This window comes from Nonomuraea sp. NPDC049269, assembly GCF_043197155.1.
Lineage (GTDB): Bacteria > Actinomycetota > Actinomycetes > Streptosporangiales > Streptosporangiaceae > Nonomuraea.
The window spans coordinates 870919-893473 of record NZ_JBICSO010000003.1; the positions used below are offsets into that span (position 1 = coordinate 870919).

Here is a 22555-nt window from a genome sequence, read left to right on the forward strand (position 1 = left end):
CGCTCCTTAACCAAAATGGGTGTTGATCGTGCCGACGCGGCGGTAGTCCCGGTCGACCACCGGAAGCGTCCGCCACTTGTCGAAGGCCGTGCACGGGTGCGAGATGCCGAAGGCGAGCAGGTCACCCGGCTTGAGCCCGTCGGCGCGTACGACCGTGTGCTGGTCCTGCATCTTCACGATCGTGACGCCACCGCGCCTCGGGACGGGCAGGCCCTCGTCGTAGGGCGCGTCACGCTTGCCCATGCCGACGATCGCCAGCCCCGGCTCGGGCGTGGACAGCACGTACGCCCACACCTCCAGCGCGGGCCACAGCTCGCCGGGGACGCGGTTGAAGGGCGTGCGCTCGCGGTAGTAGCCGTCGTCGTGGGTGACGTACGCTCCGGCGCGCAGTATGACCCTGGCCTGGGTGGTGACGAGCTCGCGCCCGATCACGTCGAACCACTGGCTGCCGCCGACCGTCAGGATCGGATTCTTGACGCGGAGGTGCTCGACCGCATCCTGCAACAGGTATAGATATTTCCGGACTTCTGGAGCGGTCTTCAGCGCCCCTTCGTACCCGGCGATCCCGGCCAGCTCCACCCCGTCGGTCCGCTGCACATGGGCGGCCACCTCGAGCAACTGGTCCAGGGTCCGGCAACCGGCCCGCCCGCCCTCGTGCCCGAGCTCGACCAGCACGCTGAACGGCCGTGACGATGCGTGCCGGGCCAGGATGTCCACCCCGGCCACCGAGTCCACGAAGGACAGGAAGTCGAAGCCCGGGTCCGCGGCCAGCTCCGCCGCCGCCCACTCCAGCCCGACCGGGTCCACGACCTGGTTGGCCACCATGACCCTGGCCGCCCCGAACTCTCGCGCGGCCATCGCCTGCCTCGGCGTCGCCACGGTGAGCCCCCATGCGCCCGCTTCGAGCTGCATAATGGCGATCTCTCCGGACATGTGGGTCTTCGCGTGCGGCGCCAGCTCCATGCCGTGATCACGCGCGAAGGCGGCCATGGTCGCGATGTTGTGCTCCAACGCCTCCCGATGCACGACCATCAGCGGAAGGGACGCCCCGTCGAAGACGGACCTGTCGTGTTCATGGAAACCCTGCACAACACCCCCATTTGTCCGCGTCTGACCCTATCTCATGGGCATCATATTTTTTCGATCTTGTACGGCCAGCCCGGTGGGCCCCACCCGCCACACGTGGCCGGGCCCTGTCCAGGGACACGCTCCTCCGGTGGAGCCGGCTGGGCGCCGTGACGTGCGTCTTCTTGGCCTCGTCCGTGGTCGAGCGCTCAGCCCGTGCGGCTCCGGGCCACTGCCTCGGTGTAGAGCTCGGTGGTGAAGTCGTGTTCTTCGACTCCCAAGTCGAGCATTTCCGCTCGTACCACCGCCAGGGCCGCCGGCAGGTCTTCGAGGTCGTCGGTCAGGGTCTCGATCTCCAGGAAGGTCCCGTCCAGGTCTGGAATCGTCACGAGGGTGGCCAGCAGGCGGCGGCCGGAGGTGGTGTAGCTCCAGTTCACGCAGTGCTTCTCGTAGGAGATGACCTGCTCGTAGCCCAGACCGCGCAGGATCGCGTCCAGCGCCTCGGGATCGGCCACCTCCGTCTCGGATTCCGGCTTCGAGCCCGTGGCCTCGTGCACGCTGGGCGCTTTGTAGGTGAGGATCGTGCGGCTTGAGGCTGTTGTGGTGGTGTCCGCCCTGTACGCCCGGCTGGAGGGCGTCGTGGGCGGGTTGGGGTCGTGACCCCGGTCGGCGGTCGGCGTGGTCACAGTGCGGATGCGTAGCTCGCTGCCGGAGGTGGTGAGCGGGCGGCCGGGGGCGTCGTAGTAGGTGTCGGTGTAGACGAGGATCTCGGCGGCCGCACGTCCGCGCATGGCCTCACGTACCGCTTCCGGCCGGCGGACCCGCGCCTTGATCTCGGCCTCTATCGGCATGATGCTCCTTACGCGACCGACCCGGCGACCGGCATGACGAACCCGACGCGGCCCAGCCCGACGACCAGCTATGAGCTGCCCACGCTGCCCGGTCCAGCTCCATGACCAGCCTGAAGCTCCTCACACGGCCGACAGGACGGCCCGCCTGAAGCAGGTCATCCGGCTAGTTCGGGCGCAGGGCTCGTCCCGGAGTCTTGCCGGTCAGGGCGCCGTTCGCCAGCACCGGCACCCCTGACACGAGCACGTCGTTCACCCCGGTCGCCGGTGTGCGGGGAGTCTCGTACGTCGCCAGGTCCGTGACCGTCGCCGGGTCGATCACCACCAGGTCGGCCGCGAAGCCGCGTCGGAGCAGGCCGCGGTCCGTCAGGCCGAAGCGGCGTGCCGGGTGTGACGACAGGTGGACGGTGGCCTGCTCCCAGGTCCAGTCCCCCAGCTCGCGTACGTGCCGTCCCAGGAAGCGGGCGAACGCGCCGAAGCCGCGCGGATGCGGGTGGCCGCCCACGTAGATGCCGTCCGAGCCGCCCGTCTGCGCGGGGTGGCGCAGGATGCGGCGTACCGACTCCTCCCCCTCCGGACCCTCGTCGGGGCGGGCCGTCACGCAGCCGGCCTCCAGGCGGGTCTCGATGAGCAGGCGGCGGCAGAACTCGTGCGGCGCCAAGCCCGCCCGCTCGGCCGCCTCGACCATGCCCAAGCCCTCCGCCCACTCCAGGCCCGGGGCATGGGAGATGGTCAGGCGCGGCCAGGTCTGCGCCAGCCCCGGCCACCAGTCGTCGAGCTCTCCGGACGACAGCATCTCCAGGGCGCGCTCCGGCTCGGCGGCCGGGACCTCGGGCGGCAGTACGACCATCGCCAGGATGGTGTTGCCGCGCAGGTAGGGGTAGGAGTCGTAGGTCAGGTCGACGCCCTCGGCGAGCGCCTCCTCCACGAGCGGGAGCAGGACGTCCGCGGGTCCGTGCAGGTGGGAGACGTGTACGGCGGTACCGGAGCGCTGGGCTATCTCGACGACCTCTGACATGCCGACTCCGGCTCGTGTCCCGTATGCCCTCATGTGGGTGACGTACGGGAGGCCGGCGAGCGGCGCGCACAGGGCGGCCAGTTCTTCGGCGGAGGCGTAGCGGCCTGGCAGGTACTCCAGGCCGCTCGACAGGCCGACCGCGCCGTCCGACAGGCCGCGTTCGACGTGGGCGAGCATGCGGGCCAGCTCGTCACGTGCGGGTGTGCCTGAGGAGGGGCCCATGACGTCGTAGCGGATCGTGCCGTGCGGGAGGAGGTAGGCGGCGTTGAGCGCGACCGTACGGTCATAGCCCTGGAGCAGCTCAGCGACCGTCAGCGCGCCATCGGAAGGCGCGCCGCCCGAAGGCCCGCCGCCCGCGCGGCTGTGACCGGAAAGCGGGCCGTTCACGGCCGCGAAGTAGCGGGCGGCGTAGGCGACGGTGGCTGCGGAGCCGGGGGCGAAGGACAGGCCGTCCTGGCCCAGCACGAACGTGGTCACCCCCTGGCGAAGCGCCGCCAGCTGTACGGCGGGGTCGAAGATGGCCGCGTCGCCGTGGGCGTGGCAGTCGATGAACCCCGGTGCGACGAACCGGCCGTTCGCGTCGATGACGGAGGCGGCTTCCGCACCGTCGAGGCGGCCCACCGCCGCGACCCTGTCGCCGGTGACCGCCACGTCGGCCCGGTATGGCGGCGCTCCTGTCCCGTCGAGCACACGTCCGCCGCTGATGATCACATCGAAAGCCACTCAAGGATTAAACCTGATCCGAGCGGCACCGCGGTCGCCCGGCCGCCGACCACCATCGAGGCGACCGACCACCGACCGACCGACGGCTGCGGACCGCCCATCGGCCGAGCGACCGACCCAGTCGGCAGCCGACAGACCAGCCATAGGCCGAGCGGCCCTGCGGCCGACCGTCAACTGGCCACCAATCGACAGCCGCGGACCGGCCGTAAGCCGGGTGGCCGACCATAAGCCGCGTGGCCGAGCTGCCGGCCGCCAACCAGCCGCCAACCAGCCGCCGACCGGCCAGGCGTCCGGCCAGGCGTCCGGCCAACCAAGTGACCGGCCGGAGACCAGCCAGGCGGCGGATCCCTCAGTCGCTTCGGCCTACCGGGCGGTCGCAGCCGGTGAGCGGATTGGCGACCGGGCGTTTGGCGAGTAGTTCGCGGGCCTGGGATCTGGCCAGGTTCCAGCCGTTCCACGCGTCGGCCCGGTTCAGGCCGTTGGCGGCGACCACGTCGGCCAGTACGCAGCTGCGTTGCGGTTCGGGGAGCCGGTCCAGGGCCGGTACGGCCTCCGCGCCGAGGTCGCCCAGGTAGTCGGCGTCCAGCTTGGCCACGCCGCGTACCTCCAGTTGTGTCTGGGCCACCTGGAGATCCGGATTGACGATCGCGAACGCGCCCAGCCCGAGCCCGGTGACCAGCACGATCGTACGTGGCAGCCAGCCGGAACCGCGGCCGAGCAGCCGAACCGTGCCCGCCAGCATGACCAGCGCGAACAGCGCGCCCAGCCACCAGACCGTGGCCTGCACCGACAGGCGCAGCCGCGACAGGCCGTACGCGTCGGTGTAGAGGTCCATACGGTGCAGCGCGGAGGCCAGTACGACCATCGTGAGGGCGCAGAGGACGCCGAGCTGTCCGGCCAGCAGCCAGCGTTCGCGCCGCTCGGTCCGGAGCAGCCCGGCTGCGACGGCGACGATGCCCAGCACGAACAGGCTGACGATGACGAGCTGGAAGAAGCCCTGCCTGGCGTACTCGGCGTAGGTGAGGCCGACGGTCTTCAGCACCAAGGCGTTGCCGCCGAACAGCGCGGTGATCTGGACCGCCACGAACGCCGCGAACAGCAGGTTCACCGCGGTCAGCGGCACCAGCCAGATGCTCCTGGTCACCCCGAACTTGACCTCGGGCCCAACCGGATCCACCACGGGCCGCAGCGCGACCAGCACCACGGCGGCGAGGAGTACGGCTCCGACCACGAACAGGAAGATCCGCAGCGGCACCGACTCGGCCCAGTCCGGGGTCGTGGTCAGGCGCTCCAGATAGCTGGCGAACACCGCGTCGGCCGAGGCGAACAGCAGGCCGAACACCAGCAGCAACACGGCCGTGATGCCCAGCGCGGTGAGCATGGGCAGGATGCGCCGCTTCGCGGTCAGCTTTTTCAACGGCTTGGCCAGGAACCACGGCACCGGCCCCAGCGCGAGCAGCACCGACGCGCCGCCCCTGATCACGCCCAGCCAGCCGAACCCGGCACCGGAGACGGCCAGCGCCAGCAGCCCGCACCCGGCGAGGAACAGGATCCCCACCAGCCAGTCGGCGTCCCGCACGGCGGCCATCGCGATCAGCCAGTAGGCGGTCAGGCCGAACATCACCGTCCATGGCGTGATCCGCCGCAGCACCGCGGGCAGCGCCGCGGCGCCCAGCACCATCGCGACCAGCACGACGCCCAGCCCCACCTGCGCGTCCGGCAACGCCACGGCCGAGAACACGCCGGCCCCCGCCGCCGCCGGCAGCAGCCAGCGCGGCGTCTCAGGCAGTTCGGGGCGCGGGAACAGCGGCGGCGGGACGTACGGCGGTGGCGGCGACTGCGGCCCATGAACCTGCGGCCCGTGAACCTGCGGGCCGGGCTGCCCTTGCCCCTGGAATGCCGGTCCCTGGTACGGCTGCCCTGCGTACGGCTGGCCCGGCGGGCGGCCCTGAGCGGGCTGGTACGGCAGGGCACCGGCGGGTCGTCGCCCGGTGCCCGCCCCCAGAGACACCCCGACGGCCCCGACAAGCGCGGTGACCAGCACGAGTGTGATGAGCGCGGCCCCATCGCTGTTCATGACCACGCTGACGAACACGGCGGCGAACAGCCCCATCAGGAACCCCAGAAGCAGGCCGATGACTCCCCCCGCGACCATCCGCGCGAGCCGCCGCCCATCGGCCATCGGCGTAGGCTGCGTGACCGCCTGCATCGGCGCCGCCGACGAGGCGGATGGGGCCACAGCGACCGGCTGACCTGAGGACGTACCCAGCCCGACCTGCTGAGCCGAGGAGATCGGCTGCCCCACAGCGACCGGCTGACCAGAAGACACCGGCTCCCCCGCCGCGACCGGCTGCACCCCAGCGACCGGCTGAGCCAAAGACGGGAAATGCGCCAAAGACTCCAACTGTGCCAAAGACGTCGGCTGCGCCAAGGACGCTGGCTGACAGTCCGGCTGAGGCAAGGAGTCCGGCTGAGCCGGGGACACCGGCCGGACCGACAGCGGGTCCTCCCCTTCCTCCTCAACATGCGCGGCCCCGCCGGCCGGCAGAACCGTCTTACCCGCCGCAACAGGACCGGGCCCGGCCGGGACCCGTTCGCCCGCCCCCGCGGCCTGCTCAGGTTCTAACGGCGTATCCGCCATAGTCGTCCTCCCTGGTAAATCGACGATCATGCGGCACCCCGCGCAGTCGCCGATACGGATCGAACCGCCATGCAGTTCGACGATCTCTTTCACGATCGCCAGCCCCAGCCCGGCACCCCCCGCGTCCGCCGTCCGCCCGGTGTCCAGCCGGGAGAAGCGCTCGAACACCCGCCCGTGCGCCGAGGCGGGAATCCCCGGCCCCTGGTCGGTGATGGCGATGCGGACCCCGTCGCCGTCGGGAGCGGCCGTCACGGTGACCGAGCCGCCGGGCGGGCTGTGGCGTACCGCGTTGTCGAGCAGGTTCGCCAGGACCTGGGCCAGCAGGTCGGGGTCGGCGCGGACGGCGAGGTCGGCGGGGACCGAAGGGTCGAGGCGGACGTCCTCGCGCGCCAGTGCGGCCTCGCGCACGGCCTGCTCCAGCAGGGGTGCGAGTTCGACCGCGTCGGGTTCGATGAGGCGTACGCCCGAGTCGAGCCGTGACAGGTCGAGCAGTTGCGCGACGAGCCGGCCGAGCCGTTCGGTCTGGGCGAGCGCGGTCTTCATCGTGACCGGGTCGGCCGGGGAGACGCCGTCCACGACGTTCTCCAGGACGGCGCGCAGGCCGGTGATCGGCGTGCGGAGCTCGTGGCTGACGTTCGCGACGAGCTCGCGCCGTTGCCGGTCGACCTCGCCGAGGTCGGCCGCCATCGCGTTGAACGCCCTGGCCAGCTCCCCGACCTCGTCGCGCGAGGTGGCGCGGACCCGCAGCGTGTAGCGGCCCTTGGCGATGGTCTGGGCGGCCCTGGCCATCTGGCGCAGTGGCTTGGTCATGCCCATGGCGAGCACCTGCACCATGATCAGGGCGAGGACCAGCGCGACCGCGATCCTGACGCCTCGGGACAGGCCGGAGTTGATGCCGACCTCGTTCACCACGAAGGCGGTGCCCACGGCCAGCACGATCACCAGGCCGAGCTTGACCTTGATCCGGCCGAGGAAGTCGAGCGGCTGTTTCATCGGCGCACCAGGGCATAGCCCACGCCGTGCACCGTGCGCACGACGCCGGAGCCGAGCTTGCGGCGTAACGCCCGTACGTGACTGTCGACGGTTCTGGTCGCGGCGGCCTCGGAGAAGCCCCACACGTCGGACAGCAGCCGGTCGCGCTCGAAGACCTGGCCGGGCCGCTCGGCCAGGCGGCGCAGCAGGTCGAACTCGGTCCTGGTGAGCTGCGCCTCGGCGCCGCGGACGAACACCCGGCGGGCCGCGGTGTCGATCTCCACCTCGCCCACCCTGATCACCGTGTCCTCCGAGGCGAGCTGGACGGCCCGCTCGACCCTGCGCAGCAGCGCGTGGATCCTGGCCACCAGCTCGCGCATGCTGAACGGCTTGGCCAGGTAGTCGTCCGCGCCCACGCCGAGCCCGACCAGGACGTCGGTCTCCTCGCCGAGCGCGGTCAGCATGAGTACCGGCACCGGCCGGGCCAGCTGCATCCGGCGGCACACCTCCAGCCCGTCGAGTCCCGGCAGCAGCCGGTCAAGGATCACCAGATCGGGTTCGGCCCTGCCGTACTCGACCAGGGCGGTCTCCCCGTCACCGGCCACCCGGACGTCGAAACCCTCGGCCGCCAGCCGGTTGCGTACCGCCAAGGCGATGGTCTCGTCGTCCTCGACCAGGAGGATGCGTCGCTGCTCTGCCACGGACGAAAGCCTAGAAGGGCACTGTGCAGACGGCACTCCCCAATATGTGCACATCCGGTGCAGACTTGGCCGGTGAACACCGTCGCATACCTGCGCCGCCTCGGGCTGCCCGACCTGCTGGACGCACCACTCACCGCCGAGAACCTCCGCCGGCTGCACGTCGCGCACATCGAGCGGGTCCCGTACGAGGCGCTGGAGATCTGGCTCGGCCGCCCCACCACGGTCGATCCCGCCGAGTCGGCCGAGCGGATCATCCGTGGCCGCGGCGGCTACTGCTACCACCTGAACGGCGCGTTCTCCCTGCTGCTCAAGGAGCTCGGCTACGCCGTGACCAGGCACGTGGGCGGCGTGCAGGGCCGCAACGACGGCCCGCCCGCCATCACCGCCAACCACCTGGTGCTCACCGTGCGCGGGCTGCCGTCGGAGGACAATCCAGGCGGGGAGTGGCTGGCCGATCTGGGGCTGGGCGACGCGCTGCACGAGCCGCTCCCGCTGGTCGCGGGCGTCTACCGGCAGGGCCCTTTCTCGTACGGTCTGCGGCACTCGGAGGTAGCGCCAGGAGGCTGGCGGCTCGACCACGACCCGAGCGGCTCGTTCCTGGGCATGGACTTCGACCCTGCCCCAACCGACATGTCGGCCTTTACCGCGATGCATCATCACCTGTCGACGTCGAAGGAGTCGGGTTTCGTGCGGGTCGCGTCGGTCGCCCGGCGGGACGCCTCCGGCGTCGATCTCCTCCGCGGGCTCGCCCTGTCACGCCTGGGCAACGGCGCTCATTCCATCACTCTGCACACGGCTCGTGACTACTACTCCGCGTTGTCCGACGTGTTCGGATTGCAGCTGGATGATGTGAGCGAAGAGGAGAAGGACGCCCTGTTCGGGAAGGTTTTTGACGCCCACGAGAAGTGGCTGGCGGGAACCCAGGCCTAGCCATGGCTTTGGTCTGATCCGGAGCGCTATCGTGCACCTCGGAATGGGAGAGTTCAGGAAGCTCGTCGGTCGCTACCGGCTGCTGAATCCTTTGGGCGCGGGTTCGGTACGACTGGCCTTCGACGAGACAGAGCATCGTGACGTCGCGGTCAGGGAGCTACGCGTGCCCGCCGAGCTACGCGGAGCCGCGCTGCAGGACGCGCAGCGGGCCGCGGGGCTCCGCCATGCCTCCGTCGTGCCGGTTCTCGACGTGGTGGTGGAGGACGGCGAGCCGTGGCTGGTCATGGAGTTCGTCTCCGGCACCTCGCTGGAGAAGACCGTGGACTCGCGGCACCCCTTACCCGTCCAGCAGGCCGCCAGGGTGGGCGTGTGCCTGCTGTCGGCGTTGCGGACCGCGCACGACGCGGGAATCATCCACGGACGGGTCAATCCGGGCAATGTGCTGCTCACCTCGACGGGCCGGGCCGTGCTCACCGGGTTCGGGCTGCCGGGGCTCGGCATGCGGCCGTCCGCCGACATGTGGTCGATGGCCGCGACGCTGCACTTCGCCGTCGAGGGCCGCCCGCCGGGGCGGGCGCCCGCTGAGAGCACCGACGCGTTCCGGTGGCTGGTCCGGGCCATGCTGGATCCCGCCGGGCCGCCGCCGGTCGAGGTGGTGGCCGAGATGCTCGACCGGCTCGCCGTGTCGCAGACGCTCGGCCACGTGCTGGCCACGGGCGGCCCGCTGCCTCCGGCCCGGGTGGCCGAGATCGGGCTGGCCGTCCTCGACCAGCTCGCCGAACTGCACTCCCGGGGAGCGCATCACGGCGGCGTACAGCCGGGCAACGTCCTGATCGACATGGACGACCGGGCAACGCTGGCCACGACGCCGCTGCCCGCGCCGATGTCACTCGCCCCCGTGATGCCGGCGACGATCCCCGCCTACACGGCACCCGAGCGGGTGCCAGGTCCGGCGGCTGATCTGTGGTCGCTGGGCGCCACGCTGTTCGCGGCCGTCGAGGGGCATCCGCCCGTGCCCGGCGCCCCGCTGTCCAGGGCAGGCGCGCTGGCGCCGGTGCTGTTCCGGCTGCTGTCGGGGTTCCCCGCGCACCGCCCGGGGCCGGACGCGCTCCGCAAGGACCTGAAAGCCGTCGCCGACCTATTTTGAGATACATCGCGATTGGAACCACCAGGGTGGTCCATGCGTTGAACACACGACGCACAATGTGGGAGAGGCGGGGCGCGCGCTCCGCGTTCGGAGGAAGTTGAGGATGTCACCAGTCCAGAAGTACGCCATCGCCGCAGGCGCCGCGGTCCTGCTCTCGCTGATCTTCTTCGGGCCCGGCTTTATCACCATGCTGGTCGTCCTCGGCGTGGTCGCCGCCCCGGTCGTCGGTTACCTGATGCTGGACCCGTCGCAGCGCGAGCGGCTCAAGCGAGCCCGCAGACGCGGCATCGGCAGCTGACCCGAGTTCGCGGCGCGGCCTCAGGCCGCCGCCGCGGCCAGGGCCGCGTGCACCCGGCTCGTCACCCGCCGTTCGATGTAGAACGACAGGAACGGCACCGTGCCGCCGAGCATGATGCCCAGCATGTACGGCCAGCTCCAGCGGGCCTTCATGCCCAGGTTCATGACCGTGACCAGGTAGATCATGTAGAGGAAGCCGTGGATGGGCGCCACGATCTTCGATATGCCCACGATGCCGTAGCCGTAGCGGAGCACCATGGCCACGCAGAGCACGAGCAGCATCACGCCGACGATGTAGGCGAGCACCCGGAAGGGCTTCAGAGCCGATTCCACCGTTAACCTTCCAGAACAATTTCGGGGGACTTGCCACGGTCCCGATCACGATCCGCTCGTACGGCATCGCGTACGAAGTGGAACCACATGAACACGGCGAACCCAGCGAAGATCCACCAGTTGGCGGCATAAGCGAGATTACGCCAGGTCAGCTCGCCACCGACGACCGGCGGCTGAACCTTCACCTGAACCAGCGGCCCCGAGGGCGGCTGGGCGACGACATAACCGTTGCGTACCTTCTGCCCGCTCCACAGGTTGATCAGCTCACCGGTGGACACCGTCTGCACCTGCCCCGCGGGCAGCTCCTCGGTGCGGCGCTGCACGCTGTCGGTGCTCTGCTGCGGGCGCAGCCGTCCGGTCACCGCCACCTTGCCGCCGGGCACGGCCGCCGCCGGGTCGCCGGCCTTGGCCACCCAGCCGCGTACGACCGGGATCAGCGTGCCGTCATCGAGCCGGAGCGGTGTGAGCACCCAGTAGCCCTCGCCGCGCGAGACGTTGCCACCCGGCGCGTCGACGTCCGCCGGGCGGTCGGCGACGAGCAACTGGCGCGAGGCGTCGTAGACGCCCTCCGCCGAGACCTTGCGGCCCACGGCGGCCCCCGTCAGCTGCGCGCCCACCTGGGACAGCGTGGTGACGCCGACCGGGGCGGGATCGGTGACCGCGTGCGGCTTGCCCGAGTCCTGGAACACGCCGAGCTGCCAGCGCCCGAGCAGGATGAAGGCGATGAGGACCCCGATCGTCAGCAGGTGCAACCCCACCACGCGTGGAGAGAACAGGGTCCGGAGCATGCTTCAAAGCTATCCGCCCACCAGGCCGGTCCCCTAATCAGCCCATGCCCACAGATCACACCAAAAGCCGCAAACACACCAGACGATCACGCTAAGCTGCTGGGCATGTCTGACCAGCATATCGACCCTGCCGGCAATACTCAGCAGTTCCGCGCGTTCGCGCAGCGGTCTGAGCAGGAGGCGGCGCCGAGCAAGAAGTCGCCTCTTATCCCGATCATCGCGGTGATCGCCGTCGTCGTGATCATCGGCGTGGCGGCCTTCCTGATCCTGCGCTGACCCACGCGCACCAGGGCGCCGACGGCAAACCGCCCTCGGCGCTTTTCGTGCGTCCTGAGGGCGGATAACATACCGACCAGTCGGTGTGATTCGCGTCACTCTGGACGGACCTCGCCATCTCTCACTACATTGGACATTGCGTCTAATAATGCGGAGGAGCAGTGGACGAGCCAGGGATAGTGATCATCGGCTCCGGCTTCGCCGGGATCGGCATGGCGATCAAGCTCAAGGCCGCCGGATACCACGACTTCGTGATCCTGGAGAAGGCCGCCGACCTGGGCGGCACCTGGCGCGACAACACCTACCCCGGCTGCGCGTGCGACGTGCCGTCGCCCCTGTACTCCTACTCGTTCGACCTCAATCCCGGCTGGTCGCGGCTGTTCTCCCCACAGCAGGAGATCTGGGACTACATGCGGGTGTGCGGTGAGAAGTACGGCATCACCCCGCATCTCCGGTACGGCAAACGGGTCGTCTCACTCGAGTACGACGACGCCGACCGCCAGTGGACGGTGACCACGGACGACGGCGAGACCCTGCGCGCGAACGCCGTCGTGTCGGGCATCGGCGCCCTGCACATCCCGTCGTTCCCCGAAATTTCGGGGTGTGAGGCTTTTGCCGGTCCGGCCTTCCACTCCGCCGAGTGGGACCACTCGGTCGACCTGACCGGCAAGCGCGTCGCGGTCATCGGCACCGGGGCCTCGGCCATCCAGTTCGTGCCGCGGATCGCGGACCGCGTGGCGCGGCTCACCGTGTTCCAGCGCACCCCGCCCTGGATCCACCCCAAGCCGGACGTCGCCTTCTCACCCCGGACCCGGCGGTTCATGAAGCTGCCGGGCGCCGCCAGGACGGTACGCACCGCCCTCTACTGGCTGCTGGAGACCAGGGCGCTGGGCTTCACCGTCGACCCGAGGCTGATGAAGGCACACGAGAAGGTGGCGCTCAAGCACCTGGAGAACCAGATCCCCGACCCGGAGCTGCGCAGGAGACTGACGCCCGACTACACGATCGGCTGCAAGCGCACCCTGCTGTCCAGCGACTACTATCCCGCGCTGACCCGGCCGAACGTCGCGCTGGTCACCGACGGAATCACCGAGATCAGGGAGCACTCGATCGTCGACGCCGCCGGAGTGGAGCACGAGGCCGACGTGATCATCTACGGCACCGGGTTCAAGGTGACCGAGGCGCTCCAGCGGCAGCGGATCGTGGGCCGCGGCGGGCTCAAGATCCAGGACGCCTGGCAGGACGGCATCGAGACCTACTACGGCATCTCCACCGCCGGGTTCCCGAACCTGTTCTTCCTCCTCGGCCCGAACACCGGCCTCGGCCACAACTCGGTCGTCTTCATGATCGAATCACAGGTGCGGTACGTCATGGACTGCCTCCGGCTGCTCTCGAAGACCCAGGCCAGGGCCATCGACGTCAAACCGGGACGGCAGCGGGAGTTCAACCGGCGGCTGCGCGAACGGCTCGACCCGCTGGTGTGGAACGCGGGTGGCTGTACGTCCTGGTATCTGGACGAGCACGGCGTGAACCGGACGATCTGGCCGGGCTTCACCTTCGAGTACTGGGCGCGTACCCGCAAGATGAAGCCCGGCGCGTACGAACTGATCTACTAGCCCGGCCGCACCACCAGAGCGCTGCCGCCACCCCTCCTGACCGGCTCGGCGACCGCCTGCACCTTGCCGTGGCCCAGGAACTCCAGCGCGGTGGCCGCGCCGATCTCCGTGGTCAGCGCGAGCTTGTGCCCGCGTGCCTCGAGTTCGGTTCGGTACTTGTCGAGGAACGCCTGCTCGGCCAGCGTCTGCTCGGTGTTGCGCTGCGTGGCCCGCGGCGCGGCGACCGCCTCGGGCAGGCTCATCCCGAACTCGTAGCGGTTGACCAGGATCTGCAGCACGGTCGTGATGATCGTCGAGCCGCCCGGCGACCCGGCCGCCAGCACCGGCCTGCCGTGGTCGAACACCAGCGTGGGCGCCATCGACGAGCGCGGCCGCTTGCCGGGGGCCGGCAGGTTCGGGTCACCGGGGGCGGGGCCGAAGGTGAAGTCCGTGAGCTCGTTGTTGAGCAGCACGCCGCGCCCCGGGACCACGATGCCGTTGCCGCCGGTCGACTCGATCGTCAGGTTGTAGGCGACGACGTTGCCCCACCGGTCGGTGATGGTCATATGCGTCGTCTCGGGGCCTTCGTCGGTGGTCGCCGTCGCGGTGCCCGCCGGGGTGGCGCACGCCTCATAGGCGCCGTCCGGACTGCCGGGCAAGGCCGGGTGGGCCATCGCCTTCTCGCCGATCAGGCAGGCGCGCTCCTTGGCGAAGCCGTCGGACAGCAGCTCCTTCAGCGGTACGTTCGGGAGGTCGCCGACGTACTTGTTGCGGTCGGCGAAGGCCAGGCGGGACGCCTCCAGATACTCGTGCAGGCCCACGCTCGGCAGGGATTCCAGGATGTTGAGCGCCTCCCCCACGGTCGAACCGCCGGAGGACGGGGGCGCCATGCCGTACACCTGCATGCCGTTGTAGTCCACGCGCGTGGGCTCGCGCTGGAGCACGCGGTAGGCGCGCAGGTCGGACAGCTCCATCAGGCCCGGCCGCACGTTGCGGGTGGCGCCGGGGGTGACGGGCGGCTGCTTGACCGTGGCGACGACCTCCCTGCCGAGCTGCCCGTCGTACAGCCAGCCGATTCCGCGTTTTCCCAGCTCGCGGTAGGTGGCGGCGAGTTCGGGGTTCTTGAAGACGGAGCCGACGGGCGGCGGCGCGCCGCCCGGGAGGTAGAGCTTGGCGGTGGAGGTGATGTCCTTGAAGCGGGCGGCGTTCGCGGCGGTCTGGTCGTAGAAGGTCTGGTCGACGACGAAGCCCTTGGACGCCACCTCGATGGCCGGCTGGAGCGCCTGCTTCAGCGAGAGCGTGCCGTACCTGCGCAGGGCCAGGTCCCACTGCGCGAGCGTGCCGGGGATGCCGGCCGACAGGCCACTGGTGACGCCCTCGTCGAACGGGATGCCTTCCAGCGTGGTGGCGGTCATGGCCTGCGGGGCGGTCTCGCGGCCGTCCAGCGTGACCACCTTTCGGCTGCGGGCGTCGTAGTAGACCATGAAGCCGCCGCCGGCCAGGCCCGCGGAGTAGGGCTCGGTCACGCCGAGCACCGCACCCGCGGCGACGGCCGCGTCGATGGCGTTGCCGCCCTGCTTGAGTACGGCGATGGCGGCCTTGCTGGCGTCGAAGTCCACCGTGGCGGCCGCGCCGCCGTACCCCTCGGCTACGGGGGCCTTCTGTGGCGGCGTGGGTGTGGCAGCCAGCGCTGGGGCGGACACCAGCGAGAGGAGGACTGCTGCTGCGGGAACGATCATTCGGCGCATGTGTTCCACGATGGACCAGGTACGCCCATCGCGGTAGGGCCCCCTGCGGCTGGAGGGTGATGTGCGGGTCAGGCAGGTGGCCTAGCGTTGGGGGGGTGCGTAAGAAGCCCGGGAACGACGTCTATGTCGCGTTGATCATCGCGGTGGTCCAGGTGGTGCTGTCGCAGGGGGCGGCCTGGGGGCAGCGGGATTTCAGGGAGCCGCTGGATTCGCTGGCGTACGTATTGCTGCTGGTGGGGCCGGTGGCGATACTGGGCCGCCGCAAATTTCCCGCCCTCTCAGCTGTTGTCACGCTTTTGGCGACATTTGCCTATGTGGTGGGCGGATATCCGTATGGGCCGATTTTTCTGGCGCCGGTGTTCATGGTCTCGTCGCTCGTCCTGGGCGGGCGGCGGCTGATCGCGTGGATTCTGTCGGGGGTAACGCTCTCCGTTTTCCTGATTTATGGCTATTTGGGGAACGGTCGCAGTCTCTGGGACTTCCACAACCTGGCGATCACCGCGTTCATCCTGCTGTTCATGGTGATTGCCGAGCTGTTCAGGATCCGGCAGGAGCGGCGTGCTGAGCACCAGCGGGTCGTCGAGGAGGAGTCCAGACGGCAGGCCAGCGAGGAGCGGCTGACTATGGCGCAGGAGCTGCACGACGTACTCGCGCACAACATCTCGCTGATCCACGTTCAGGCGTCCACCGCCCTGCACCTCATGGACGAACAGCCCGAGCAAGCACGTACCGCCCTGACCACCATCAAGTCCGCCTCCAAGGAGGTTCTCGGCGAGATGCGCTCAGTCCTGAACGTCCTACGCGAAGGCGCCCCCCGCTCCCCCACGGCCGGCCTCGACCGCCTCGACGAGCTCGTGACTCGCTCCGGCCTGGACGTGACGCTCAAACACGTCGGCTCCCGGCCGCTACCGCCGCAACTCGAACGCGCCGCGTACCGGATCATCCAGGAAGCCCTCACGAACGCCGCCCGCCACGCGCCCGGCTCCCGGGTGACGGTCCGGCTCGAGTACGGCACGAGCGAGCTGGGCGTCCTGATCGCGGACACCGGCGCGACGAAGCCGGCCGTACTGGCCGAATCAGGCAGCGGCAACGGCATCCCCGGCATGCGCGAACGCGCCTCAGCCCTCGGCGGCACCCTGACCGCCGGCCCGGTCGGCAACGGCTTCCAGGTCGAGGCCAAACTGCCCTTCCCCGAGGAGACCTCGTGATCAACCTGGCCCCGCTCAACATGACAGCCGTCGCAGAGGAGACCTCATGATCAAGCTCCTGCTCGCCGACGACCAGGCACTGGTACGGGCCGGCTTCAAAGCCCTGCTCGACGCCCAGCCCGACATGACGGTCGTCGCGGAGGCCGCCGACGGCGCCGAGGCGGTACGCCTCTCGCGCGAGCACGCGCCGGACGTGGTGCTCATGGACATCCGCATGCCCGGCACCGACGGCCTGGCCGCCACCCGCCAGATGCCACCGGGCCCGCGCGTCATCATCCTGACCACCTTCGAGCTGGACGAGTACGTCTTCGAGGCCCTGCGCGGCGGCGCCAGCGGCTTCCTCGTCAAGGACACGGAACCGGCCGAACTCATCCAGGCGGTCCGCGTGGTCGCGGCCGGCGAAGCCCTCCTGTCCCCCAGCGTCACCCGCCGCTTGATCGCCGAGTACGCCACCCGCGCCAAGGAACCCTCCGCCACCAACCACCTGGACCAACTGACGGACCGCGAACGCGAGGTCCTGTCCCTGGTGGGCACCGGCAAAACGAACGACGAAATAGCCGCGAACCTCTTCATGTCCCCCGCGACGGCAAAAACCCACGTCAGCCGAGCCATGATGAAACTCCACGCCCGAGACCGCGCCCAACTCGTCGTCATCGCCTACGAATCCGGCCTGGTGAAACCCGGGTGGCTCTGAACGCAAGGCCTTCGCCTGGTCGGCGCTTCGCGCAATGGGACTCAGACTGTGTTCAGTGGGGGGCTCCGCGCCCCCCACACCCCCACAAAAGCATGGACCTCGCTCCGCTCGGGCGCCCTCCCGAGACGCTTCGCCCGGGCTACCGCCCTGACCCGTCGGGCCCTCGGCATAGGAACCATTGGATTCCGCCGACGAAGCATGCCCGTGGCCAGGCAAAAAACGCACTTGACCGTTGACAACGGTGCCCCAGGGCTGCTGATCCTCACCTGAACCGGGCGGGAGAGACCTCTGGCAAGCTTCGCGCTGCCAGGAGGCCGTCAGTGCTCGACTTCTTCAAGACAGTGGGCTTAAGTGCCTCGGTACTGCCACTCGCCTTGGCGATCATCGTTGTAGCAGCAGGTCTGACCGCCCTGTGGGCCCCCTCCGCCAAGCGCCAGAACCGCGCTGTCCAAGTGCTGCGGATCGTACTGCGGGCCCCCGATAAGCGGACACAAGACAGACAACTCCGCACACCACCACCAGGCCCCGAAACAACCTCGAATGAGGGCTCCAAACCCGACTACGCGCCGTAGAGCCGCCCGCCCTGGCCGTGTTCAGCGGCTTGGCGCCAGCGGAGTGCCAGTTCCAGCGGCTTGAGGCGCTTTCGTGGAGGTTAGCGAGGGATCCCCATAACCCTTGGTGCCTATTCCTGAACCGGTGATCATGACCTTGGTGATCAGCCCGCGTGGCGGTGGAGCAGCCCTGGGAAGGTCTGGGGGCTTGAACATCCGTGTGTGGAGGCGGCCTTCTCAGTCGGCGGAGTGCTGGAAGCCGTGCAGGATGGCGGTGAGTCCGATCTCGAAGTGGTCGTCGAGGGTGGTGGCGTCGGCGGCTTCGGCGAGCAGATTGTAGTCGGGGCTGTCGGGCCGTGGTTTGCGGCTGCGCCGTTCTGCGCCGAGCTTGATCACGGAGATGGCCAGAGCGTGGCCGATGGTGAACTCGCGCAGGCAGCGGGCTATGCGGAGGGCGTCTGCCGGGGAGATGCCGTCGGCGTGGAGTTTGGTGAGCATCTTGACGCCGGTGTCGATGGAGGTGGGTGAGCGTACCGGACGGGTCGCGAACACCTGCACGGCGTGGGGGTGGCGCAGGAGGGTGTCGCGCAACCGCATGCAGTATTCGCGCGCCAACTCCTGCCAGGAGCCGTCCCAGGGCAGGGTGTCGACGTCGATCTCGGTGAACAGCGCCTCGGCGACGCCGTCGAAGAGCGCCTCCTGGTCGTCGTAGTAGCGGTAGACGGCCATCGGGTCGAAGCCGACCGCGGTGCCGAGCTTGCGCATGGAGAACTTGCGCAGGCCGTGGCTGTCGATGAGGGCGAGCGCGGCGACGGCGAGGTATTCGCGGGTGAGGGTGGGCCGGCTGGGTGGCTCCGGCAGCCTGCCCGGCGGGCTGGGGTCGGCCGTCATGCTGGGAAGCCCTCCAGGATCGTGGTGAGTGTCTTGGTGAATTCTTCCGGATGCTGCATGAACGGGAGGTGGCCGCCGGGGAACTCCTGGCAGGGTATGCCAAGGCGCTCCGACAGCACGTGCGCGGGAGTGTGGTAAGGCTTGCCGACGCTGTCGCGCCCGGTGGCCAGGCACCACGGTGCCGTGGTGGCCGCCAGCGCGGCCAGGTCGGGCCGGTAGTCGAAGCAGCACGCCGGCAACTCGCGGCGGAAGGCCAGCTCCGCGTTGCGGAGCTGGCGGGTCATCGCGTCCGGCTCCCGTCGGTTGAGCTTCCGTGCCAGGTCGCCGGCGGCGAGCATGAGGTGGGTTCCGGCGGCGATGACGGCTTGGCCGGTGGGTGACAGGAACATCCGCGGCGGGTTGGGCAGCGTCATCGCGCCGAACGCCGCATAGGCCCGCATCAGGTGCCCGTCCCGGCCGAGTCGGCCGATGCGTTCGATCTCCCGCCGCTCGGGAGCGTCTGCCGGGAGGAGTTGAACCAGCGGCGGCTCGTGCACGACCGCGCCCAGCAGGCGGTCGGGATGCCTGGCGACCATCTCCAGGGCGATGGTCGCGCCGCCGCTGTTGCCGAAGAGGTAGACGCGCTCCAGGCCGTAGTGATCGAGGATGGCGGCGGCGTCGTCGGCCTGGCGGGCCATCGCGATCGAGGCATCCGGTTCGGTGAACGGGCTGCGGGAGTTGCCGCGCCGGTCGTAGGTGATCACGGTGAACGTCCCTGCCAGCAGCGGGACCACGTCCGCGTACATACCGGCGTCGCCTCCGCCACCGGAGATCAGCAGCAGTGCGGGGCCGTCACCGGCACGTTCGACGTGCAGTCGCGCGCCGGGCACATCAACCGAGTCGATCATCATGGCTCTCCTTGCCGATGTCACAGAGCGCGTGTCTACACTGTAGCTTGCGTCTACATCGTAGACAGACTTCGAACGGAGCCATGCTCATGACGACCACCGACGAGATCCCCGAGCAACGCAGGCGCACGGACGTCGCGAAGCTGGCGGAGGCCGGCATCGCGGGAATTCTCGTATTCGTGGGCCTGGTCGCGAGCCTGCACGTCATCGACCCGGGCAGGGATCCGATCAGCATCACCGTCAGCGAGTATGTGCTGGGGCCCTACGGCTGGTTACTCAGCTTTGCCGCGCTGGCATTCGGGCTGGGAGTGCTCGCCCTCACCGCCGCGATCGCCGCAACCTTGCCGTCGCCCCGACCACGCGCAGGCCTCACCTTGCTGGCCGCCGCCGGACTCGGCATGGTGGTAGTCGGGGCGTTCCCGACTGATCCCATCGACCCGACCGATCCCCGATTCGTGACCACCTCGGGCGTGATCCACGCGGCGGCCGGCATCCTGGCGTTCACCTGTTTCGCCCTCACCGGGCCGCTGCTCACCCGCCCGATCCTCACGGCCACGAGCACCACGAGACTGAACGGACTGGCCTTCCTTCCGCCGGCGGGCTATGCGCTCTTCTGGGCCACCGGCATCCTCGACAACCAGCTCGGCGGCCTGTTCGGCAACCGCTCAGCCACCGGACTCGGAGAGCGCCTCATGGCGGTGACGTTCATCGTCTGGCTGATCACCGCCGCCCTCGGCATCAGACGTGCCATGCGTCAGGGCTGATCCGAACGGCAGGACATCCTCGACTCGACGTAGGGCTGAGAGTTTCGGTGTCGGCTTGCGACAGTCGATGGCGTGGGCCAGCGCGCAGCAGTGGCGCGAGCTGCGGCGATCGAGCGCCGAATACGATCGGGTGCGCCGCGATCTCCCGTACCTCAAAGCGCGCCAATCCCAGAGCTCGACCTACTGGGCGCGCCAGAGGGCGGCAAGCTGCCGAGTGGCCAGTCGGGACGGTATGGCACGCAGCAACGTGTCGCGCAGCAACGCGGCGACGCCGGTCTGGGAGGTCAGCCGCGATTGCCGGAGCGCCGCCCGCATCATCCGGTTGGCACTGGGTCTGCGCTCGGCGTCGTAGTGCAGGAGCTGTCCGGCGACATCTGCCGGCTCGGCGCCGGTCAGGTGGCGGCTCAGTGCGGCCGCGTCCTCGAAGGCCTGGCTGGCGCCCTGGCCGAGGTCGGGTGGCATGGCATGCGCGGCGTCGCCGAGGAGCGCGATCCTGCCGGCCACGAACGAGGGCAGAGGTTCGGCCAGGCGGGCGATCAGGTCGACGTAGATGTCGTCGGGCGGGGTGGCCTCGATCAGCGCGGTGACGAGGGGGTGCCAGTCGGCCATCAGCGACAGCATGTGCCGGCGTGCCTCGTTCGGGTCAGGCGGCGTGGCGGGCAGGACGGAGTCGCTGAACCAGTACAGGCGGTCCTCGCCAACGGGGAACAGGCCGAACATCGCCCCGTAGCGGCGGTCGACCAACTGGCTGGTGAACAGGTCTGGAGCCAGGCCGGCAGGACGGGGCAGCATGCCGCGCAGGTCCATCCGGCCGGTCCGCCGCAGCCCGGGGTGGCCGGGGAAGAGCTGTGCGCGCAGCTTGCTGCTGATGCCGTCGGCCGCGATCACGGCGTCCGCTCTCGCGACGGGGTTGCCGTCGCTGCACGGCTGTGCCGAACATGTCCAACCGCGGCCTTGACTCGGCCACCCCAGCGCCTGGCCCGCCGAACCGGCGGGCAGCCTGGCGCGACAGACCGTCTCCCAAGGTCTGATTCCAAGAGACCGGCACGGATCTCGCACCTCAGCGGCGGGGCCACAGGGCCGCGCGTCTTGACATGCAGCCATCTGGCTGCCTAAATTAAAGGCAGCCGCAAGGCTGCATATCAACAGACGGCAACCCGGATACGAGGACGGGCATGGACGAGGTGTTCAAGGCACTGGCCGATCCGAGCCGGCGCGCGCTGCTCGACTCGCTCAACGCCCGCAACGGGCAGACGCTGCGCGAGCTGTGCGCCGGACTCGACATGGCCAGGCAGTCCGTCAGCAAGCACCTCGCGGTGTTGGAGGAGGCCGGGCTCGTCGCCACCGTGCGGCGGGGCCGGGAGAAGCTGCACTACCTCAACGCCGCGCCCGTGCACGAGATCGCCCACCGGTGGATCAGCCGCTACGACCGGGCCAGGGTCCAAGCCCTGGCGGACCTGAAACTCGCCCTGGAGGAGACCCCGATGGACGCGCCGACCTTCGTCTACACCACCTACATCCGCACCACCCCGCAGAAGCTCTGGCAGGCGCTGACCGAGCCCGCCTTCACCCGCCGTTACTGGGCCACGGAGCTCATTACGGACTGGTCCGCCGGCTCGCCGATGACCTGGGACAACCACGGCGTGCTGATCAGCGACCCGGAGCAGGTCGTGCTGGAGGCCGATCCCTACAACCGGCTCTCCTACACCTGGCACGCCATCACCCCGGAACTCGCCAAGCGCTTCGGCTGGGACGAGGAGTTGCTCGCCCGGCTGTCCGGCGAGGCCCGCTCGAAGGTCACCTTCACGATCGAGAAGGCCGCCGCGCAGGTCGTGAAGCTCACCGTCGTGCACGACGGCTTCGAGCCCGGATCGAGCATGGCCGAGATGGTCAGCCACGGCTGGCCGAACGTGGTGGCGAGCCTGAAGTCGCTGCTGGAGACCGGCGAACCGCTGCCGGACGATGCGTGACCTCCCCTATGTGTCAGAGGTTCGGTCGGCAGGCCGTCGAGGTCCTGATAGCGCTCGCGTGCCTGCCGGATGGCCTCGGCTTTCATCCAGCGGGCCAGGCCGTGCCCGCGATGTTCGGGGAGCACTCCGGTGGAGTAGTGCTGGCCGTCTCCCGGGACGACCAACTCGGTGAATCCGGCGATGGAACCGATGGCGGCGACGGTATGGAGCCGGTCACGACCAGGCGGTAGCCGGGATCCGGGCTGTGCACGATCTCCGTGAGCTCGACGAGGTCCGTCTGTGCCGGCGGCAGCCGCGTGTAGGTCAAGGTCAAAACCCTGCGGAAGCCACGCGCCGACAGGAAGGCGTCTCCCGGCGAATCCGGCTCTGCCTGCGCGATCACGTGGCCAGCCAGGCGAGGCGCCGACTGGATGACGAGAGCTGAGGATCAATCAGCGGGATGATGCGAATCGTCATAGCGGCCGATGCCTACTACGGCCCGGTCTCGGCGAAAGTTTCGGAATGACAG

At 69.5% G+C, this 22555-nt stretch carries 20 protein-coding genes and 1 pseudogene; 9 read left to right on the plus strand and 12 right to left on the minus strand.

Annotated features, from left to right (window positions below):
* Positions 1-6: 6 nt before the first annotated feature.
* The 5 genes from ACGFNP_RS21565 to ACGFNP_RS21585 all read right to left on the minus strand — a co-directional run bounded on the left by ACGFNP_RS21565 (position 7) and on the right by ACGFNP_RS21585 (position 7968).
* Complete coding sequence (locus ACGFNP_RS21565) at positions 7-1089, minus strand: alanine racemase (protein WP_393321130.1); 1083 nt, start codon at positions 1087-1089, stop codon at positions 7-9.
* A 185-nt stretch (positions 1090-1274) separates the two neighbouring features.
* Entirely contained in the window at positions 1275-1916 is a 642-nt protein-coding gene (locus ACGFNP_RS21570) for a class IV adenylate cyclase (protein ID WP_393321133.1), read from the minus strand.
* A gap of 163 nt (positions 1917-2079) precedes the next feature.
* A complete protein-coding gene (locus ACGFNP_RS21575) occupies positions 2080-3654 on the minus strand; it encodes an amidohydrolase family protein (RefSeq protein ID WP_393321136.1) in 1575 nt (524 codons plus the stop codon).
* A gap of 349 nt (positions 3655-4003) precedes the next feature.
* Positions 4004-7288, minus strand: a complete 3285-nt coding sequence (locus ACGFNP_RS21580) for a DUF4153 domain-containing protein (RefSeq protein WP_393321139.1) — start codon at positions 7286-7288, stop codon at positions 4004-4006.
* Positions 7285-7968: a response regulator transcription factor gene (locus ACGFNP_RS21585; RefSeq protein WP_308127352.1), complete on the minus strand. Its 684-nt coding sequence runs from the start codon at positions 7966-7968 to the stop codon at positions 7285-7287. Before ACGFNP_RS21585 ends, ACGFNP_RS21580 begins: the two co-directional genes overlap by 4 nt.
* Before the next feature lie 72 nt (positions 7969-8040).
* Here ACGFNP_RS21585 and ACGFNP_RS21590 point away from each other — a divergent pair, with 72 nt between their 5' ends.
* From ACGFNP_RS21590 to ACGFNP_RS21600, 3 genes are all read left to right on the plus strand, one after another.
* Positions 8041-8898: an arylamine N-acetyltransferase gene (locus tag ACGFNP_RS21590; protein WP_358339844.1), complete on the plus strand. Its 858-nt coding sequence runs from the start codon at positions 8041-8043 to the stop codon at positions 8896-8898.
* Between the two features lie 43 nt (positions 8899-8941).
* Positions 8942-10045 (plus strand): protein kinase, encoded by a 1104-nt coding sequence (locus ACGFNP_RS21595; RefSeq protein WP_393321143.1) that lies wholly within the window; start codon positions 8942-8944, stop codon positions 10043-10045.
* 103 nt (positions 10046-10148) lie between these two features.
* Complete coding sequence (locus tag ACGFNP_RS21600; protein ID WP_358339848.1) at positions 10149-10343, plus strand: hypothetical protein; 195 nt, start codon at positions 10149-10151, stop codon at positions 10341-10343.
* A 20-nt stretch (positions 10344-10363) separates the two neighbouring features.
* Here ACGFNP_RS21600 and ACGFNP_RS21605 read toward each other — a convergent pair whose 3' ends face one another.
* Both ACGFNP_RS21605 and ACGFNP_RS21610 read right to left on the minus strand, forming a co-directional pair.
* Positions 10364-10675 carry a DUF3817 domain-containing protein gene (locus ACGFNP_RS21605; RefSeq protein ID WP_393321147.1) on the minus strand — a complete coding sequence of 104 codons (312 nt, stop codon included), beginning with the start codon at positions 10673-10675 and terminating at the stop codon, positions 10364-10366.
* Positions 10676-10677: 2 nt separating this feature from the next.
* Entirely contained in the window at positions 10678-11463 is a 786-nt protein-coding gene (locus ACGFNP_RS21610) for an SURF1 family protein (RefSeq protein WP_358339850.1), read from the minus strand.
* Positions 11464-11568: 105 nt separating this feature from the next.
* Between ACGFNP_RS21610 and ACGFNP_RS21615 the strand changes: the two genes are divergently transcribed.
* Positions 11569-11739 carry a hypothetical protein gene (locus ACGFNP_RS21615; protein ID WP_358339852.1) on the plus strand — a complete coding sequence of 57 codons (171 nt, stop codon included), beginning with the start codon at positions 11569-11571 and terminating at the stop codon, positions 11737-11739.
* Positions 11740-11900: 161 nt separating this feature from the next.
* Positions 11901-13355 carry a flavin-containing monooxygenase gene (locus tag ACGFNP_RS21620; RefSeq protein ID WP_393321151.1) on the plus strand — a complete coding sequence of 485 codons (1455 nt, stop codon included), beginning with the start codon at positions 11901-11903 and terminating at the stop codon, positions 13353-13355.
* On the opposite strand, the gene ggt is transcribed toward ACGFNP_RS21620, so the two are convergent.
* Complete coding sequence (gene ggt, locus ACGFNP_RS21625; RefSeq protein WP_393321154.1) at positions 13352-15082, minus strand: gamma-glutamyltransferase; 1731 nt, start codon at positions 15080-15082, stop codon at positions 13352-13354. The genes ACGFNP_RS21620 and ggt overlap by 4 nt on opposite strands.
* 95 nt (positions 15083-15177) lie before the next feature.
* On the opposite strand from ggt, the gene ACGFNP_RS21630 reads away from it, so the two are divergent.
* Together ACGFNP_RS21630 and ACGFNP_RS21635 are read left to right on the plus strand one after the other, a co-directional pair.
* Positions 15178-16290 (plus strand): sensor histidine kinase, encoded by a 1113-nt coding sequence (locus ACGFNP_RS21630; protein ID WP_393321157.1) that lies wholly within the window; start codon positions 15178-15180, stop codon positions 16288-16290.
* A gap of 46 nt (positions 16291-16336) precedes the next feature.
* Entirely contained in the window at positions 16337-16984 is a 648-nt protein-coding gene (locus ACGFNP_RS21635; RefSeq protein ID WP_214633688.1) for a response regulator transcription factor, read from the plus strand.
* A gap of 788 nt (positions 16985-17772) precedes the next feature.
* Here the strand turns inward: ACGFNP_RS21635 and ACGFNP_RS21640 are convergent.
* Positions 17773-18426, minus strand: a complete 654-nt coding sequence (locus ACGFNP_RS21640; RefSeq protein WP_393321161.1) for a TetR/AcrR family transcriptional regulator C-terminal domain-containing protein — start codon at positions 18424-18426, stop codon at positions 17773-17775.
* Entirely contained in the window at positions 18423-19313 is an 891-nt protein-coding gene (locus ACGFNP_RS21645; RefSeq protein ID WP_393321164.1) for an alpha/beta fold hydrolase, read from the minus strand. Before ACGFNP_RS21645 ends, ACGFNP_RS21640 begins: the two co-directional genes overlap by 4 nt.
* 89 nt (positions 19314-19402) lie before the next feature.
* Between ACGFNP_RS21645 and ACGFNP_RS21650 the strand changes: the two genes are divergently transcribed.
* Entirely contained in the window at positions 19403-20077 is a 675-nt protein-coding gene (locus ACGFNP_RS21650) for a DUF998 domain-containing protein (protein ID WP_358339863.1), read from the plus strand.
* A gap of 180 nt (positions 20078-20257) precedes the next feature.
* Here the strand turns inward: ACGFNP_RS21650 and ACGFNP_RS21655 are convergent, their stop codons facing one another.
* Positions 20258-20965 carry an FAD-dependent monooxygenase gene (locus ACGFNP_RS21655; protein ID WP_393321168.1) on the minus strand — a complete coding sequence of 236 codons (708 nt, stop codon included), beginning with the start codon at positions 20963-20965 and terminating at the stop codon, positions 20258-20260.
* A 287-nt stretch (positions 20966-21252) separates the two neighbouring features.
* Here ACGFNP_RS21655 and ACGFNP_RS21660 point away from each other — a divergent pair, with 287 nt between their 5' ends.
* Positions 21253-22047 carry an ArsR/SmtB family transcription factor gene (locus ACGFNP_RS21660; RefSeq protein ID WP_393321171.1) on the plus strand — a complete coding sequence of 265 codons (795 nt, stop codon included), beginning with the start codon at positions 21253-21255 and terminating at the stop codon, positions 22045-22047.
* Positions 22048-22109: 62 nt separating this feature from the next.
* On the opposite strand, the pseudogene ACGFNP_RS21665 reads toward ACGFNP_RS21660, so the two are convergent.
* Positions 22110-22478: pseudogene (locus tag ACGFNP_RS21665) on the minus strand (hypothetical protein); the annotation flags it as partial.
* Positions 22479-22555 lie beyond the last annotated feature (77 nt).